This window comes from Rhodobacter capsulatus (assembly GCF_052363185.1).
In the GTDB taxonomy this organism is placed as follows: Bacteria; Pseudomonadota; Alphaproteobacteria; order Rhodobacterales; family Rhodobacteraceae; genus Rhodobacter; species Rhodobacter capsulatus_E.
The window spans coordinates 2,274,865-2,287,206 of record NZ_CP198955.1 but is presented as its reverse complement, the minus strand read 5'-3'; the positions used below and the strand labels follow the sequence as shown (position 1 = coordinate 2,287,206).

Sequence of the window (12,342 nt, the reverse complement as noted above, 5' to 3'; positions counted from 1 at the left end):
TCCCGGCTTATTCGTCCGAACCCTTGAACAGGTTGTCGACCAGCGCGGGGGCATCGACCTGCGGCACATGGCATTGGTTGCAAAACCAGCGCCGCGGCGCGATCGCATCGGTTTGCACGCCGTCGCGGGTGGTGTAATGGGTCATCGACAGCGTCGGCGCGCGGCGTTCGGCGGCGTTTTTCCAGTCGTGGCAGGCCAGACATTCGTTGGCATGCAGGTCGATCTGATATTTGTCGATCGTATGCGGGATGATCGGCGGTTGCAGCCGGTAGTTGCGATCCTTGCGGCCTTCCTGCTGGTGATAGACCGGGTTCACCGAGACCGCGCTGTCAGGGTCGGCGCCGCGCAGCGACAGGACGGGGGCGGTTGCGGGGGCGGATTGCGCGGTGGCAAAGCCCAGCGGCGCGGCGCCCGCCGCCGCCAGCAGGGCACTGAACAGAATGACTTTTTTCATGGCTGGGTCTCCGTAAGTCTCGATCCGGGGGCGACGCGTCCGGGCACCGGGGTGGCGTCGAGGCGATGGGTGAAGCGAAAGACGTCAAGGTCGCAGACGTCGATGCAGCGGCCGCAATTGGTGCAGTCGGGCGACAGGATCAGCGGCGTCTGCCCGGTCGCGCCGCGCAGCGCCGGGCTCAGCACCTGCGGCTCGGGGCAGACGGCGAAGCAATCCATGCAATCGTCGCAGGCGGCGCGGTTTCGGGCGGTGACGCGCAGCAGCGCCTTGCGGCCCAGCTGGCCGTAAAAGGCGCCGACCGGGCACAGATGGCCGCACCAGCCCTGCCGCGAGACGAAAAGATCGAACAGGAAGACGGCCAGGACAAAGGTCCAGCCAAAGCCGATGCCGAACACAAGACCGCGATGCAAGAGGCTGATCGGATTGACGAATTCCCAAGCCACCGTGCCGGTCGCGGCCGAAACCGCCAGCACCGTGGCCAAAATCCACAGCCGCGTGGCCCGGGCGGGCTGCCAGCCCTTGGGCAGGTTCAGCCGCCGATGCGCCCAGGACGCGGCATCGGTCACCGGGTTGATCGGGCAGACCCAGGAACAATAGACCCGCCCGCCGATCAGCGCATAGGTGACGGTGACGATCGCCGCGCCGATCAGCGCGGTCAGGGCGGGGAGATGCCCGGCGACCAGCGATTGCAGCGCCACGAAAGGATCGGTCAGCGGCAGCACATCAAGCGTCATCGACCCGGCCAGATTGCCCTTGGCGATCCAGAGGCCAAGCCATGGACCCGAAAGGAACAGCATCAGAAAGGCTGCCTGCGACAGCCGCCGGGCGATCAGCCATTTGCGGGCGGCCAACCGGCCTTTGGGGGTGCTCATGGTTTTCCCCCCGGAAGTTTGAAGGCGGGGGCGAAATCGGAGGCGCCCTCGGGGGCAAACCCCCCCGGCGCGGCCAGATTGTCGGTGCCGGGGCCGGGCAGGCGGTCGGGCAGATCGACGATGCCCTCGACCACCGGGGCGCCTTTCTGCTCCATCTCCTCCCAGCCCAGCCGGTAGTGATCCGAGGCCTCGCCGCGGGCGAGAGCCAGCGGCAGGACCTTGATCGTGGCCTCGGGCAGGACGCAGCTTTTCTCGCATTTGCCGCAGCCGGTGCAGAACTCGGCATGGACCACGGGCAGAAAGATCGCATGATGGCCCGAGCGCGGATTGTGCCGCATTTCCAAGGTGATCGCCTGATCAATCACGGGGCAGACGCGATAGCAGACGTCGCAGCGCAGCCCGAGCGCATTCAGGCAATGTTCTTCATCGACCAGCACCGCGACGCCCATTTTCGCCGCGCCGATGTCGGTCAGGCCGGGGTCCAGCGCCCCGGTCGGGCAGGCGGCGACGCAGGGAATGTCCTCGCACATCTCGCAGGGGATCTCGCGGGCGGTGAAAAACGGCGTGCCGGTTGCCACATCCTCGCCCGGCACGGCCAGGCTCAGCGTGTCATAGGGGCAGGCGCGCACGCAAAGCCCGCAGCGCGAGCAGGCGGCCAGAAAATCCGCCTCGGCCAGCGCGCCCGGGGGCCGCAGCGCCGTTGCGGGCAGGGCCGAGGCCCGGCTGACAAACGACCCCAAAAGCGTGCCCGCCACCGCGCAGCCCGCCGCCATCCGGGCCGTTTCCGTCAGGAAACGGCGCCGGTCGATCGGCTTGGCTGTCCCGGGGGCGGGCATGGGTTTCTCCTTATCTCACAGGGGTTTGGATCAGATGCGCTCGACCTTGACGGCGCATTTCTTGTAGTCGGTTTCCTTGGAAATCGGGCAGGTCGCATCCAGGGTCAGCTGGTTGATCAGCTGCCCCTCGTCGAACCAGGGCACGAAGACCAGACCCTTCGGCGGCTTGTTGCGGCCGCGCGTTTCGATCCGGCTGACCATCTCGCCCCGGCGCGAGGAAATCTTTACCTCTTGCCCGCGCTTCAGCCCGCGGGCCGCCGCGTCGTCGGGGTGCATGAACACCACCGCTGCCGGGAAGGCCTTGTGCAGTTCCGGCACCCGGCGCGTCATCGAGCCCGAGTGCCAGTGTTCCAGTACCCGGCCCGTGGACAGCCACAGGTCGAATTCCGCATCGGGGGTTTCGGGCGGCGCTTCATAGGGGGCGAAGATGATCTTCGCCTTGCCGTCCTTGTTGCCGTAGAATTTCACCCCCTCGCCGGGCTTCACATAGGGGTCATAGCCCTCGCGGAAGCGGTAGAGCGTTTCCTTGCCGTCAACCACCGGCCAGCGCAGGCCGCGCGCCTGATGATAGGTGTCAAAGGGGGCAAGGTCGTGGCCATGGCCGCGCCCGAAGCTCGCATATTCCTCGAACAGACCCTTTTGCAGGTAAAAGCCGAAGTGGTTTGACTCGTCGTTGTCGAAGCCCTTGTAGGTGTCGGACAGCGGGAATTTGTTCACCACGCCATTGGCGAAGAGCACGTCATAGAGCGTCTTGCCGCGCAGCTCCGGTTTCTGCGCGATCAGCTCTTCCGGCCAGACCTCCTCGACTTTGAAGCGCTTGGAAAACTCCACCAGCTGCCACAGATCCGACTTCGCCTCGCCCGGCGCCACCACCTGCTGGCGCCAGAATTGCGTGCGCCGCTCGGCATTGCCGTAAGCGCCCTCTTTCTCCACCCACATCGCGGTGGGCAGGATCAGGTCGGCCGCCATCGCGGTCACCGTCGGATAGGGATCTGAAACAACAATGAAATTCAACGGGTTGCGATAGCCGGGCCAGGTCTCTTCGTTCATGTTGGCGGCGGCTTGCATGTTGTTGGTGCATTGCACCCAATAGGCGTTGATCTTGCCGTCCTTCAAAAGCCGGTTTTGCAACACCGCATGGGCGCCGACCTTTTCGTTGATCGTGCCCGCGGGCAGGCCCCAAAGCTCTTCGGAATGCTTGCGGTGATCTTCGTTCGTCACCACCATGTCGGCGGGCAGCCGGTGCGAGAAGGTCCCCACCTCGCGCGCCGTGCCGCAGGCCGAGGGCTGCCCGGTCAGCGAGAAGGGCGAGTTGCCCGGCTCCGAGATTTTGCCAACCAGCAGGTGGATGTTGTAGCACAGCGAATTCGCCCAAGAGCCGCGCGTGTGCTGGTTGAAGCCCATGGTCCAGAGGCTCATCACCTTGCGGCTCGGATCGGCATATTGTTCGGCCAGCTTGAGCAGGCTGTCGGCAGGCACGCCCGAGAGTTCCGAAACGTATTCAACGGTATAGGGCGCAACGGCGGCCTTGAAGGTCTCGAAGTCGATCGGGTCCATCTTGCCGGTGGTCTTCTGATCGACGCCTTCTTCCAGCGCATGGGTCGGGCGCAGGCCATAGCCGATGTCGGTCTGGGTCTTGGAAAACACCGTATGGGCGTTGACGAACTCCCAGTTCACCCGGTTGGTCTGGATGATGTAGTTCGCGATGAAGTTCAGGATCGCAAGGTCGGTCTGCGGCTTGAACACCATCCCGTTGTCGGCGAGTTCAAAGCTGCGGTGTTCATAGGTCGAAAGCACATGCACCTCGGCCCCCGGTTTCGTCAGCCTTGTGTCGGTCAGGCGCGACCACAGGATCGGGTGCATCTCGGCCATGTTCGAGCCCCAAAGCACAAACGTATCGGCCTGTTCGAAATCGTCATAGCAGCCCATCGGCTCGTCGATGCCGAAAGTGCGCATGAAGCCCGCCACGGCCGAGGCCATGCAGTGCCGCGCATTCGGATCAAGGTTGTTCGAGCGGAACCCGGCCTTCATCAGCTTGGCCGCGGCGTAGCCCTCCCAGATCGTCCACTGGCCCGAGCCGAACATGCCGATGCCGTCCGGGCCCTTCTCTTTCAGCGTGGCCTTCCATTTCTCGGCCATGATGTCGAAGGCTTCATCCCAGCTGATCGGGGTAAACTCGCCTTCCTTGTCATAGACGCCATTCGTCTTGCGCAGCATCGGTTGGGTCAGGCGGTCCTTGCCATACATGATCTTCGACAGGAAATAGCCCTTGATGCAGTTCAGCCCCCGGTTCACCGCGGCTTCCGGGTCGCCCTGCGTGGCAACGACGCGGCCGTCTTTCGTGCCCACCAGCACCGAACAGCCGGTGCCGCAAAAGCGGCAGGCGGCCTTGTCCCAGCGGATGTCGGCATCGGCGGTTTGCGCGGGGGCGGCCAGCGGAATGCCCGCGGCGGCGGCGGTCGCGGCGGCGGCAGTGGCCTTGAGCAGGCTGCGGCGAGAGGGGGTCAGCGTCATGGCGGGTCTCCGAAATCAGGCGGCGGTGGCGGCGGGCGCAGCATCATCGCGCGCCTCGAAATGGTGGTAGGTCAGCGTCACGCCCAGCACGCCCGGGATCTGGTGCAGGTCCATGATGATGTCGGCGGCGCGGCACTCTGCGGTGTCCTCGACGGTGACGACAAGGCGGCCGCGATCTTCGGCATGGACCTCGCAGCCGGGGGTGGCGGCGATGGCATCGCGGGCGGCGGGGGCAAGGGCGGGGGCGGTCTGGATCAGACAGCCACAGATGTTGTGCATGATGCAGGCTCCGCTGTGTGGATGGGCGAAAGGGTCAGGGCCCCTGTCGGGCAGGGCGCGATGCAGGCGCCGCAGCCGGTGCAGGCGGCGGGGTCGATGGCGGGTGTGGCGCGGCCGCCGAGGGCGGGGCGAAACCGGATCGCGGCGGCGTCGCAGTGATCTTCGCAGATCCGGCAGCCGGTGCCCGCGCCCGACAGGCAGCCCGCGCCCTGCGTGACGCGCCACGGGAAGGGTCGATCCGCGACAAGCGCGCCGCTGGGGCAGGCCGCGGTGCAGGCGCCGCAAAAGCTGCAGCCGCCCGCGCGCGGGTCAAGCACCGGAAAGCCATCGCCGTCGCGCAGCAAGATCCCCTCGGGGCAGGCCCGGGCGCAGTCGCCGCATTGCGTGCACAGGGCTTCGAACCCGGCCCCCGCTCCGGGCGGGCGGGGCAGGTCTTCTGCCCTGACGCGGCCCCGCAGCAGGGCGCGGCGGCTCAGCCCCCCGGGTCGAGGATCTGACATGGCTGGAGAGGGGCGCAGTCCCGACGACATTTCGGCCTCGTTGCTCGATGTCGTCATCATCACGCCGCGGTGATCGGGCGCCTTGACTTTGGTTAGGCCGGGCCTGTTTTCCCGCAGCCGCGGCTTTCGTCCGCGCCCCTTGCGTGTCATAACGCCGCCAAGGAGAGTGCCGCCGATGAAACCCGATGCCGACCGGATCGCCCGGAAATCCCTGCTTCTGGGAAATGTGCCCAGACCGGCGCAGGATCTGATCCTGACCACGGCGCGCGAGCGCAGCTTCGATCGCGGCGCGACGATCTTTTTGCAGGGCGAACCGGCCAGCGCCGTCTATGTGGTGATCGAGGGCTGGGTGAAGCTATACCGCGTCGCGCCGAACGGGTCCGAGGCGGTGGTGGGCGTCTTCACCCGCGGCGACAGTTTCGGCGAGGCGGTGGCCTTCACCGGCGACGCCTATCCGGTCTCGGCAGAGGCCGCGACCGATGTCGTTCTGGTGCGGATCGAGACCGCCGAAATCCTGCGTCTGATCGAGCGGCAACCGGGCCTTGCGGTGTCGCTTCTGGCGGCGACCTTCGCGCATCTGCACCGGCTGGTGGGGCAGATCGAGCAGCTCAAGGCGCGTTCGGGGGCGCAACGGGTGGCGGAATTCCTGCTGGAACATGTGAGCGAGGAGCGCGGCCCCTGTGCCGTCGTGCTGCCCTATGACAAGGTGCTGATCGCCGGGCGTCTTGGGATGAAGCCCGAAAGCCTGAGCCGCGCCTTTGCGCGGTTGCGCGAAAAGGGCGTGCAGGTGCGCCAGTCGGTGGCCGAAATCGAGGAGGTCGCGGTCTTGCGCGACTATGTCGAGGAAGACCCGGGCCAGTCCTGGGCGCGCTAGGCCGGGATCGACCGTCGCGCCCCCATCCCGGCCCGGGGGGGCGCATGCCGTCAGGCGGGTCTGCGCGGGCCCAGAAGTGCGGGGGCAAGGGCCAGCAGGATCAGCACGAAGGCCAGCGCCCAGAGCGTCGCGGCCAGGATCGTGCCGGGGTAATAAAGCGCCAGCGGCCCGACGGCGGCGGCCCAGCGGATCAGCGCGGCGAGCGGGATCAGCGCATAGGCCAGCGCGACCGGGAAGGGGGCGATCAGCGGGCGGCCGGTGTGGCCGAGCGTGGCGCGGCTCATCACCGCGACGACCATCGTGCCGATGCCGCCCACGGCGGAAAAATGCATCGCGCCGATCTCGGAGCCGATGCCGAAGGCGGCCAGCCCCTGCAACAGCGCGCCAAGGCCCACCAGCGCCATCGCCCCGTGCAGCACCGCCAGAATCGGGTCGTGCCGCACCGCCCAGCCCTGCCAGCGGCTGACCCGGATCAGCTGCGCCGCGCCCAGTGTCAGCGCCGCCACGCCGATCAGCGGATCGGGCAGGCCCAGGGTGATGGCGAGCGCGGCGGTGATCGCCGCAGCGATGACCGTCCGCTCGACCCGGGGCAGGCTGACGGGCAGGCCCGGGGCCTTGGCCCGGCCCAGATCCGGGGCGGCGCCCGCCTGCATCGCCCGACGCGCCAGCGCATTGCGGGTGAAGGCCGGGGTGATGCGCCCGCCAACGATGACGATCAGCGCGATCAGCCCGGCCAGAGCCCCGCGCAGCCCGGCCGGGGCATCGCCCAGGGGCCAGCCCAGCAGGTCCAGCATCACCCGCAGCTCGGCCAGCCAGATCAGCCCGACCAGCGCCAGCACCAGCAGATTGGCCGGTTTCGGCGCGGCCCGCAGCATCCGCCAGATCCGCCCGGCGAGGACCGGCAGGAAGGCCAGCGCCAGCGCGGCGGCGAGCGGCCCGGGCACAAGCCCCCAAAGCCACAGGCCCAGCCGCCCCGCCAGCCAAAGCGCCCCGGCGGCGATCAGGAACCGCGGCCCGGCCGGGGGGGCGCCGGTCCAGTTCGGCACCGCCGTCAGCAGGAACCCCGCGGCGGCGGCAGCCCCGAAGCCGAAGATCATCTCGTGCCCGTGCCACCACTGCGGCGGCACCCCGGCGGGCAGGTCCATCATGCCGCCCAGGGCATGCACGGCCAGCCAAAGCCCCCAGACCAGCATCGCCAGCGCGCCCCAAAGCGCGGCCAGCAGGAAAAACAGGCGGAACCCTTCCGAGAACAGGCGGGCGAGGGCGGTCATGGCAGGTCCTTTCGCGACGGTCCGCCGATCCTCGGGCGAAACCGCCCTTCGCCCCTTGATGAAAGTCAAGACCCTTGCCGCGACAGGCGGGCTTCAGGACGCAAAGGGCAAGAGCGTCGCCAGACCATAGGCGGCAGCCCCCCCCAAAGTCGCCAGCACGACCGAGCGGCGCAGCCCCCAAAGCCCCAGAACCGCCGCGGTTCCTGCGAAGAACGGGACCGGGTCAAGCGCGGGATCTTGCAGCATCGGCAGCACCGAGGCGGTGAAGAGCGTGGCAATCGCCGCCGGGCCGGTGGCGGCAAAGAAGCGCCGCAGCGGGCCCTCGGGGGCGGTCCGGCCCGCATGCAGTTTCGTCGGCACAACGCGAAAGGCCCAGGTGGCGAGCCCGGTCAGCGCGGCCAGGGCCAGAAGTTCGGTTCTCATGCGGGGCTCCTGTGCAGGGTGCCGGTGGCCGCGCCCGCGGCGATGCCCGCCAGAATGCCCAGCGTCGGGCTGAAAGCCAGGCTGACGGCGGCGGCGGCGCCGATCGCCACCGCGACGGTCGGCAGCTGCCGCCGCTCGAGGATCGAGAGCAGCAACGCCAGAAACAGCGCGGGCAGCATGAAGCCCAGTGCAGCATCGAGCGCAGGCCAATCGGCCAGCGCCTCGCCGCCAAGCACCGCGCCAAGCGCCGTGCCCGCGATCCAGGACAGATAGGCGCCAAGGCCCAGACCGCCGACGAAGCGTTCGGAAAAGCCCTGCCCGCGGGCCAGCGCGCCGAGGCTTGCGGCAAAGACCTCGTCGGTCAGGCACCAGCCCCAGGCCCAGGAAAACCGCGTCCGCGCCGCCGCCCCGGCCCGTTCCAGCAGCGCCGGGCCATAGATCACATGGCGCAGGTTCATCGCCGCCAGCGTGGCGACCGAGACCAGCACCGGCGCGCCGCTGCCGACCAGCGCCAGCGCCAGAAACTGCGCCGCCCCGGCAAAGATCACGATCGAGAACATCACCGCCTCGGCCGGGCTCAGCCCCGCCCGGACGGCCGCGACCCCGAAGGAAAAGGCGATGGGAACATAGCCGAGGATCAGCGGCAGGGCGGCCAGAAGTCCGTCGCGGAACCGGGGGGCTGTGGCGGTCATCGGCACCTCATTGCGGGGCATCCATCATCACGGCCAGCAGCGCCGGGGCGCCGATCGCCTCGTAAAGATGGGCGACATCGCCCGGAAAACGGAAGTAATCGCCGGGGCCCAGCAGCTCGGGCGCGGTTTCGGGGCCCAGCCGGACCCGCCCCGACAGCACCAGCGCATGTTCCAGCGTGCCGCGCGGATGCGCTTCGGCATGGCGGACCGATCCGGGCAGAAGCCGCAACCGATACAGATCGCGGCGCCGGTCCGGCGGGGCGCGGTCGAGCAGCACGGCGCTGAAATCGGCCCGGGTGGCGTCCACCGCCGTGCCCTCCTCGGCGCGGATCAGCGTGCGCCGGTCCGAAGCGGTCTCGAACAGCGCCGAAAACGGCAGGCCAAGCGCCGTGGCAATCGCCCAGAGCGTCTCCACATTCGGATTGCCCTTGCCCGCTTCCAGTTGCGAGAGCGTCGATTTCGCCAGCCCGGCGCGGGCGGCCAGCGCCGACAGGCTCAGCCCCGCCGCCTCACGTTCGCGGCAGATCGCACGGGCAATCAGGACATTGGGGGTCATCGGGCCTCCGGCATCGGGCCCGTTCATTGTATCGAACGTCGTTCGCCGTGGCAACCGCCTTGCGCGAAACGCCCCGCCCGCTCAGCGCCCGGCGATCAGGATCACCGCGGCGTAATGGGTGGCGGCGGCGGCGATGACATGGCCATGCCAGATCGCACGCGAAAACGGCAGCCGCTTCAGCTTGTAAAACACCGTGCCGGTCAGATAGACGGCGCCGCCGATGCCCAGAAGGATCAGCACGGCCAGCGGCAAGCGCTCGATCAGCGGCCAGATCGCGGTCAGGCCCAAAAGCCCCATGATCAGGTAAAGCCAGAAGCCGAAGCGCTCGGCGGCGTGAAAGAAGCCCAGCTTCATCACCATGCCGATCAGCGCCAAGGCCCAGATCGTCACGGTCAGCGCGATGCCGACCTTGCCGCCCAGCCCGATCAGCGCCATCGGCGTATAGGTGCCCGCGATCAGAAGGTAGATTGCGGCATGGTCGAAACGGCGCAGCACCGCGCGGGCGGGGGCGTAAAGCGTCAGGTTGTAGCCCGCCGAAAACCCGAACGAGGCGATCAGCCCCACGGCATAGACGACAAGCGGCCAGATCTTCGGCCCAAGCCCCGCCATCGCCGCCCAGACCAGCAGCGCCGAAACCGCGGCCACGGCAAAGGTGACGCCCAGCACATGCATCACGCCATCGGCGAAATGCTCGCGGAACGAATGGGCCAGCTCATGTCGTGTCATCGCAACCTCCGGGGAATGTCGCTTTCTAACACCCGGCCGGGCCAAGCCAAAGGCTGACGCCGCGTCAGCTGCAGGCCGGGCAGGGGGGCGCTGCCCCCCGTCCTGCGGACTCCCCCCGGGATATTTGGTCCAAGGTGAAACAGCGCCCTTTCACCTTGGTGCAAATATCCCGGGGTGCGGGGCAGAGCCCCGCTCAGCCGAAGATCACCAGATCGGCGGCGCGGTTTTCGGTCGCCAGCAGCCGCCCGTTCGGCAGGTCGTTTTCCTCGGTCCGGCGCGTGGCTTCCGCCAGCGGCAGGGCGGCCCAGCGCGCCATGAGGCGGCGGCGCAGCTCGGTCTCGGGCACAGCAAGCCGGACCGAGAGATCGAAAAGCGGCGCCAGATCGCGCCAGCCCGGGCGGGTCAGCAGCAGGTAATTGCCCTCGACCAGGATCACCTGCGCCGCGGCGGGGATCACCGCGCCTGCGGGCAGGACGGCGTCAAGGCTGCGGTCAAAGATCGGCACCGGGCAATCCGCCGTGGCGGTTTTCACCTGTGCCAGACAGCCGGCAAGGCCCGCGACATCGAAGGTGTCGGGATTGCCCTTGAGGGCGCGCAGGCCCTGCGCGTCAAGCCAGTCATTGTCGCGATGAAACCCGTCCATCGGCAGGATCGCGGCGCGGCCGGGGCTGCGGGAATTCAGCGCCTCGGCCAGTTCCGCCGCCAGATGCGACTTGCCCGAGCCGGGCGCGCCCACCAGCGCCACCAGAACGCGCTCCTCGCCCAGTTGCCCGATGTGACCGGCCAGATCGGCACGGTCCACCCGCAGCTCGGAGCCCATGGAGGCCCCCACATCGCCCATCGGGCCGTTGGAATCGCCGAGCCAGAATTCCGCCATCAGCCCATCGCCGCAACAAGACGGCCCAGCGCCGCCACCGGGTCTTCGGCGGTCCAGATTTCCTCGCCCACGGCGAAGAAATCCGTCACCGGGGCAAAGTCGCGCACCAGATCCTCGGTCAGTGCGCCTTCGGCGACCACCGGAACCTCGATCACCTCGGACCACCATTGGAAGAGGTCGCGCTCGGCCCGGGCGCCGGTGCCAAGGCCGGTTTCGCCGACCGGGCCAAAGCAGACGTAATCCGCCCCGGCCTCGCCCGCGGTCATGCCGTCATGCTGCGAGGCGGCGCAAAAGGCGCCGACGATCGCCTCCTGCCCCAACTCCTTGCGGGCATAGCGCACGGTGCGGGCGCCATCGGTCAGATGCACGCCGTCCAGCCCGTGCCGTTCCACCAGCGCGATGTGGTTCTCGATCACCAGCGCGACGTCGAACTCATGCGCCACTTGACGCACCGCATCGGCCGCGCGCATCACCTTGTCCTCGTCCTTCGTCGCCAGACCCAGACGCAGACAGGCAATCTCATGTGCGCCCAGCACGCGCGCCAGCAGCTGCGGGAAGACATCGAGATCGAAGCTGGGCGGGGTGGCCAGATAAAGCTGCGGGCGATCCTCGGACATGATGGCTCCTTTCGGGTTTCGCGCCTTCTAGCGCAGGCGGCCCCGCCTTGCCAGCGGCTTTGCGCTTCTGTATCGGGGGGCATGACTTCGCATCTGCCCCCCGTCTTCATCCTGATCCGTCCGCAGATGGGCGAGAATATCGGTGCCGCCGCCCGGGCGATGCTGAATTTCTCGCTGTCGACCCTGCGGCTTGTCGATCCGCGCGACGGCTGGCCGAACCCGAAGGCGGTCGCCATGGCCTCGGGCGCGGCGGGCAAGGTGCTGGACCATGCGGGCGTCTTTGCCACCACGGCCGAGGCGATTGCCGATTGCGATTTCGTCTTTGCGACGACCGCGCGCGGGCGCGAGCTGACGAAGCCCATTTACACCCCCGAGGCCGCGATGGCCGAGGCGCGGGCGCGGATCGCCGCCGGTCAGCGCGTCGGCGTGATGTTCGGCCCCGAGCGCACCGGGCTGGAAAACGACGACATCATCCGGGCGAATGCAATCATCACCGTGCCGGTGAACCCCGACTTCTTCTCGCTCAACCTCGCGCAGGCGGTGCTGCTGACGGCTTACGAATTCGCCCGTCAGGGCAGCGACGCCCCCCGCGATCGCCCCCGGCCTTGGCGGGGGCCGAGATGGCCACGGCGCTGGAAATCGAGAAGCTCGGCGATCATTACGAGGAACGGCTTGAGGCGGCCGGGTTCTTCTTTCCCGAGGGCAAGGCGGCGATGATGAAGCGCAACCTGCGCAACATGTGGAGCCGGTTCGGGCTGACACGCGCCGATGTGCAGACACTGCACGGGATGCTGCGCCAGCTCTTGCGCAACCGCGACTGATCCGCCGGGGGCGCGACATTTGCGCCAAGG

The 12,342-nt window shown here is 68.2% G+C and carries 14 protein-coding genes and 1 pseudogene; 2 read left to right on the top strand and 13 right to left on the bottom strand.

Annotation, left to right across the window (positions count from 1 at the left end):
• Window positions 1-7: 7 nt before the first annotated feature.
• From ACTTAG_RS11220 to ACTTAG_RS11195, 6 genes are read right to left on the bottom strand one after another with little or no spacing between them, the layout of a single operon-like run.
• Window positions 8-454, bottom strand: a complete 447-nt coding sequence (locus tag ACTTAG_RS11220; RefSeq protein WP_444462408.1) for a nitrate reductase cytochrome c-type subunit — start codon at window positions 452-454, stop codon at window positions 8-10.
• On the bottom strand, window positions 451-1,326 hold the full coding sequence (gene napH / locus ACTTAG_RS11215) for a quinol dehydrogenase ferredoxin subunit NapH (protein ID WP_444462407.1): 876 nt from the start codon (window positions 1,324-1,326) through the stop codon (window positions 451-453). The genes ACTTAG_RS11220 and napH overlap by 4 nt, the downstream gene beginning before the upstream one ends.
• The gene (gene napG / locus ACTTAG_RS11210; RefSeq protein ID WP_444462406.1) at window positions 1,323-2,162 is read right to left on the bottom strand and encodes a ferredoxin-type protein NapG; all 840 of its coding nucleotides are present in this window, start codon (window positions 2,160-2,162) and stop codon (window positions 1,323-1,325) included. The genes napH and napG overlap by 4 nt, the downstream gene beginning before the upstream one ends.
• A 30-nt stretch (window positions 2,163-2,192) precedes the next feature.
• Window positions 2,193-4,676, bottom strand: a complete 2,484-nt coding sequence (napA, locus tag ACTTAG_RS11205) for a nitrate reductase catalytic subunit NapA (RefSeq protein WP_444462405.1) — start codon at window positions 4,674-4,676, stop codon at window positions 2,193-2,195.
• Between the two features lie 15 nt (window positions 4,677-4,691).
• The gene (locus ACTTAG_RS11200) at window positions 4,692-4,955 is read right to left on the bottom strand and encodes a chaperone NapD (RefSeq protein ID WP_444462404.1); all 264 of its coding nucleotides are present in this window, start codon (window positions 4,953-4,955) and stop codon (window positions 4,692-4,694) included.
• Complete coding sequence (locus tag ACTTAG_RS11195; protein ID WP_444462403.1) at window positions 4,931-5,485, bottom strand: ferredoxin-type protein NapF; 555 nt, start codon at window positions 5,483-5,485, stop codon at window positions 4,931-4,933. The genes ACTTAG_RS11200 and ACTTAG_RS11195 overlap by 25 nt, the downstream gene beginning before the upstream one ends.
• 145 nt (window positions 5,486-5,630) lie before the next feature.
• Here ACTTAG_RS11195 and ACTTAG_RS11190 point away from each other — a divergent pair, with 145 nt between their 5' ends.
• Window positions 5,631-6,329 carry a Crp/Fnr family transcriptional regulator gene (locus ACTTAG_RS11190; protein WP_444462402.1) on the top strand — a complete coding sequence of 233 codons (699 nt, stop codon included), beginning with the start codon at window positions 5,631-5,633 and terminating at the stop codon, window positions 6,327-6,329.
• 50 nt (window positions 6,330-6,379) lie between these two features.
• On the opposite strand, the gene ACTTAG_RS11185 is transcribed toward ACTTAG_RS11190, so the two are convergent.
• The 7 genes from ACTTAG_RS11185 to ACTTAG_RS11155 all read right to left on the bottom strand — a co-directional run bounded on the left by ACTTAG_RS11185 (window position 6,380) and on the right by ACTTAG_RS11155 (window position 11,491).
• Window positions 6,380-7,600 carry an NnrS family protein gene (locus tag ACTTAG_RS11185; RefSeq protein WP_444462401.1) on the bottom strand — a complete coding sequence of 407 codons (1,221 nt, stop codon included), beginning with the start codon at window positions 7,598-7,600 and terminating at the stop codon, window positions 6,380-6,382.
• A 93-nt stretch (window positions 7,601-7,693) separates the two neighbouring features.
• A complete protein-coding gene (locus ACTTAG_RS11180; RefSeq protein ID WP_444462400.1) occupies window positions 7,694-8,023 on the bottom strand; it encodes an AzlD domain-containing protein in 330 nt (109 codons plus the stop codon).
• Complete coding sequence (locus tag ACTTAG_RS11175) at window positions 8,020-8,715, bottom strand: AzlC family ABC transporter permease (protein ID WP_444462399.1); 696 nt, start codon at window positions 8,713-8,715, stop codon at window positions 8,020-8,022. Before ACTTAG_RS11175 ends, ACTTAG_RS11180 begins: the two co-directional genes overlap by 4 nt.
• Before the next feature lie 7 nt (window positions 8,716-8,722).
• Window positions 8,723-9,271, bottom strand: a complete 549-nt coding sequence (locus ACTTAG_RS11170) for a helix-turn-helix domain-containing protein (RefSeq protein WP_444462398.1) — start codon at window positions 9,269-9,271, stop codon at window positions 8,723-8,725.
• 81 nt (window positions 9,272-9,352) lie between these two features.
• Window positions 9,353-9,997 carry a PAQR family membrane homeostasis protein TrhA gene (trhA, locus tag ACTTAG_RS11165; RefSeq protein WP_444462397.1) on the bottom strand — a complete coding sequence of 215 codons (645 nt, stop codon included), beginning with the start codon at window positions 9,995-9,997 and terminating at the stop codon, window positions 9,353-9,355.
• Between the two features lie 193 nt (window positions 9,998-10,190).
• Window positions 10,191-10,874: a hypothetical protein gene (locus tag ACTTAG_RS11160; protein ID WP_444462396.1), complete on the bottom strand. Its 684-nt coding sequence runs from the start codon at window positions 10,872-10,874 to the stop codon at window positions 10,191-10,193.
• On the bottom strand, window positions 10,874-11,491 hold the full coding sequence (locus ACTTAG_RS11155; RefSeq protein ID WP_444462395.1) for a thiamine phosphate synthase: 618 nt from the start codon (window positions 11,489-11,491) through the stop codon (window positions 10,874-10,876). The genes ACTTAG_RS11160 and ACTTAG_RS11155 overlap by 1 nt, the downstream gene beginning before the upstream one ends.
• Window positions 11,492-11,572: 81 nt before the next feature.
• Here ACTTAG_RS11155 and ACTTAG_RS11150 point away from each other — a divergent pair.
• Window positions 11,573-12,312, top strand: a pseudogene (locus ACTTAG_RS11150) (RNA methyltransferase).
• The last annotated feature ends 30 nt before the right edge of the window (window positions 12,313-12,342 follow it).

What these genes read in the sequence shown, in the direction of transcription:
- ACTTAG_RS11180 (WP_444462400.1), bottom strand. Translation starts at nt 8,023, where the DNA reads ATGAGAACCGAACTTCTGGCCCTGGCCGCGCTGACCGGGCTCGCCACC.
- napH (WP_444462407.1), bottom strand. Translation starts at nt 1,326, where the DNA reads ATGAGCACCCCCAAAGGCCGGTTGGCCGCCCGCAAATGGCTGATCGCC.
- trhA (WP_444462397.1), bottom strand. Translation starts at nt 9,997, where the DNA reads ATGACACGACATGAGCTGGCCCATTCGTTCCGCGAGCATTTCGCCGAT.
- ACTTAG_RS11160 (WP_444462396.1), bottom strand. Translation starts at nt 10,874, where the DNA reads ATGGCGGAATTCTGGCTCGGCGATTCCAACGGCCCGATGGGCGATGTG.
- napA (WP_444462405.1), bottom strand. Translation starts at nt 4,676, where the DNA reads ATGACGCTGACCCCCTCTCGCCGCAGCCTGCTCAAGGCCACTGCCGCC.
- ACTTAG_RS11185 (WP_444462401.1), bottom strand. Translation starts at nt 7,600, where the DNA reads ATGACCGCCCTCGCCCGCCTGTTCTCGGAAGGGTTCCGCCTGTTTTTC.
- ACTTAG_RS11190 (WP_444462402.1), top strand. Translation starts at nt 5,631, where the DNA reads ATGAAACCCGATGCCGACCGGATCGCCCGGAAATCCCTGCTTCTGGGA.
- ACTTAG_RS11195 (WP_444462403.1), bottom strand. Translation starts at nt 5,485, where the DNA reads ATGTCGTCGGGACTGCGCCCCTCTCCAGCCATGTCAGATCCTCGACCC.
- ACTTAG_RS11170 (WP_444462398.1), bottom strand. Translation starts at nt 9,271, where the DNA reads ATGACCCCCAATGTCCTGATTGCCCGTGCGATCTGCCGCGAACGTGAG.
- ACTTAG_RS11155 (WP_444462395.1), bottom strand. Translation starts at nt 11,491, where the DNA reads ATGTCCGAGGATCGCCCGCAGCTTTATCTGGCCACCCCGCCCAGCTTC.
- napG (WP_444462406.1), bottom strand. Translation starts at nt 2,162, where the DNA reads ATGCCCGCCCCCGGGACAGCCAAGCCGATCGACCGGCGCCGTTTCCTG.
- ACTTAG_RS11220 (WP_444462408.1), bottom strand. Translation starts at nt 454, where the DNA reads ATGAAAAAAGTCATTCTGTTCAGTGCCCTGCTGGCGGCGGCGGGCGCC.
- ACTTAG_RS11200 (WP_444462404.1), bottom strand. Translation starts at nt 4,955, where the DNA reads ATGCACAACATCTGTGGCTGTCTGATCCAGACCGCCCCCGCCCTTGCC.
- ACTTAG_RS11175 (WP_444462399.1), bottom strand. Translation starts at nt 8,715, where the DNA reads ATGACCGCCACAGCCCCCCGGTTCCGCGACGGACTTCTGGCCGCCCTG.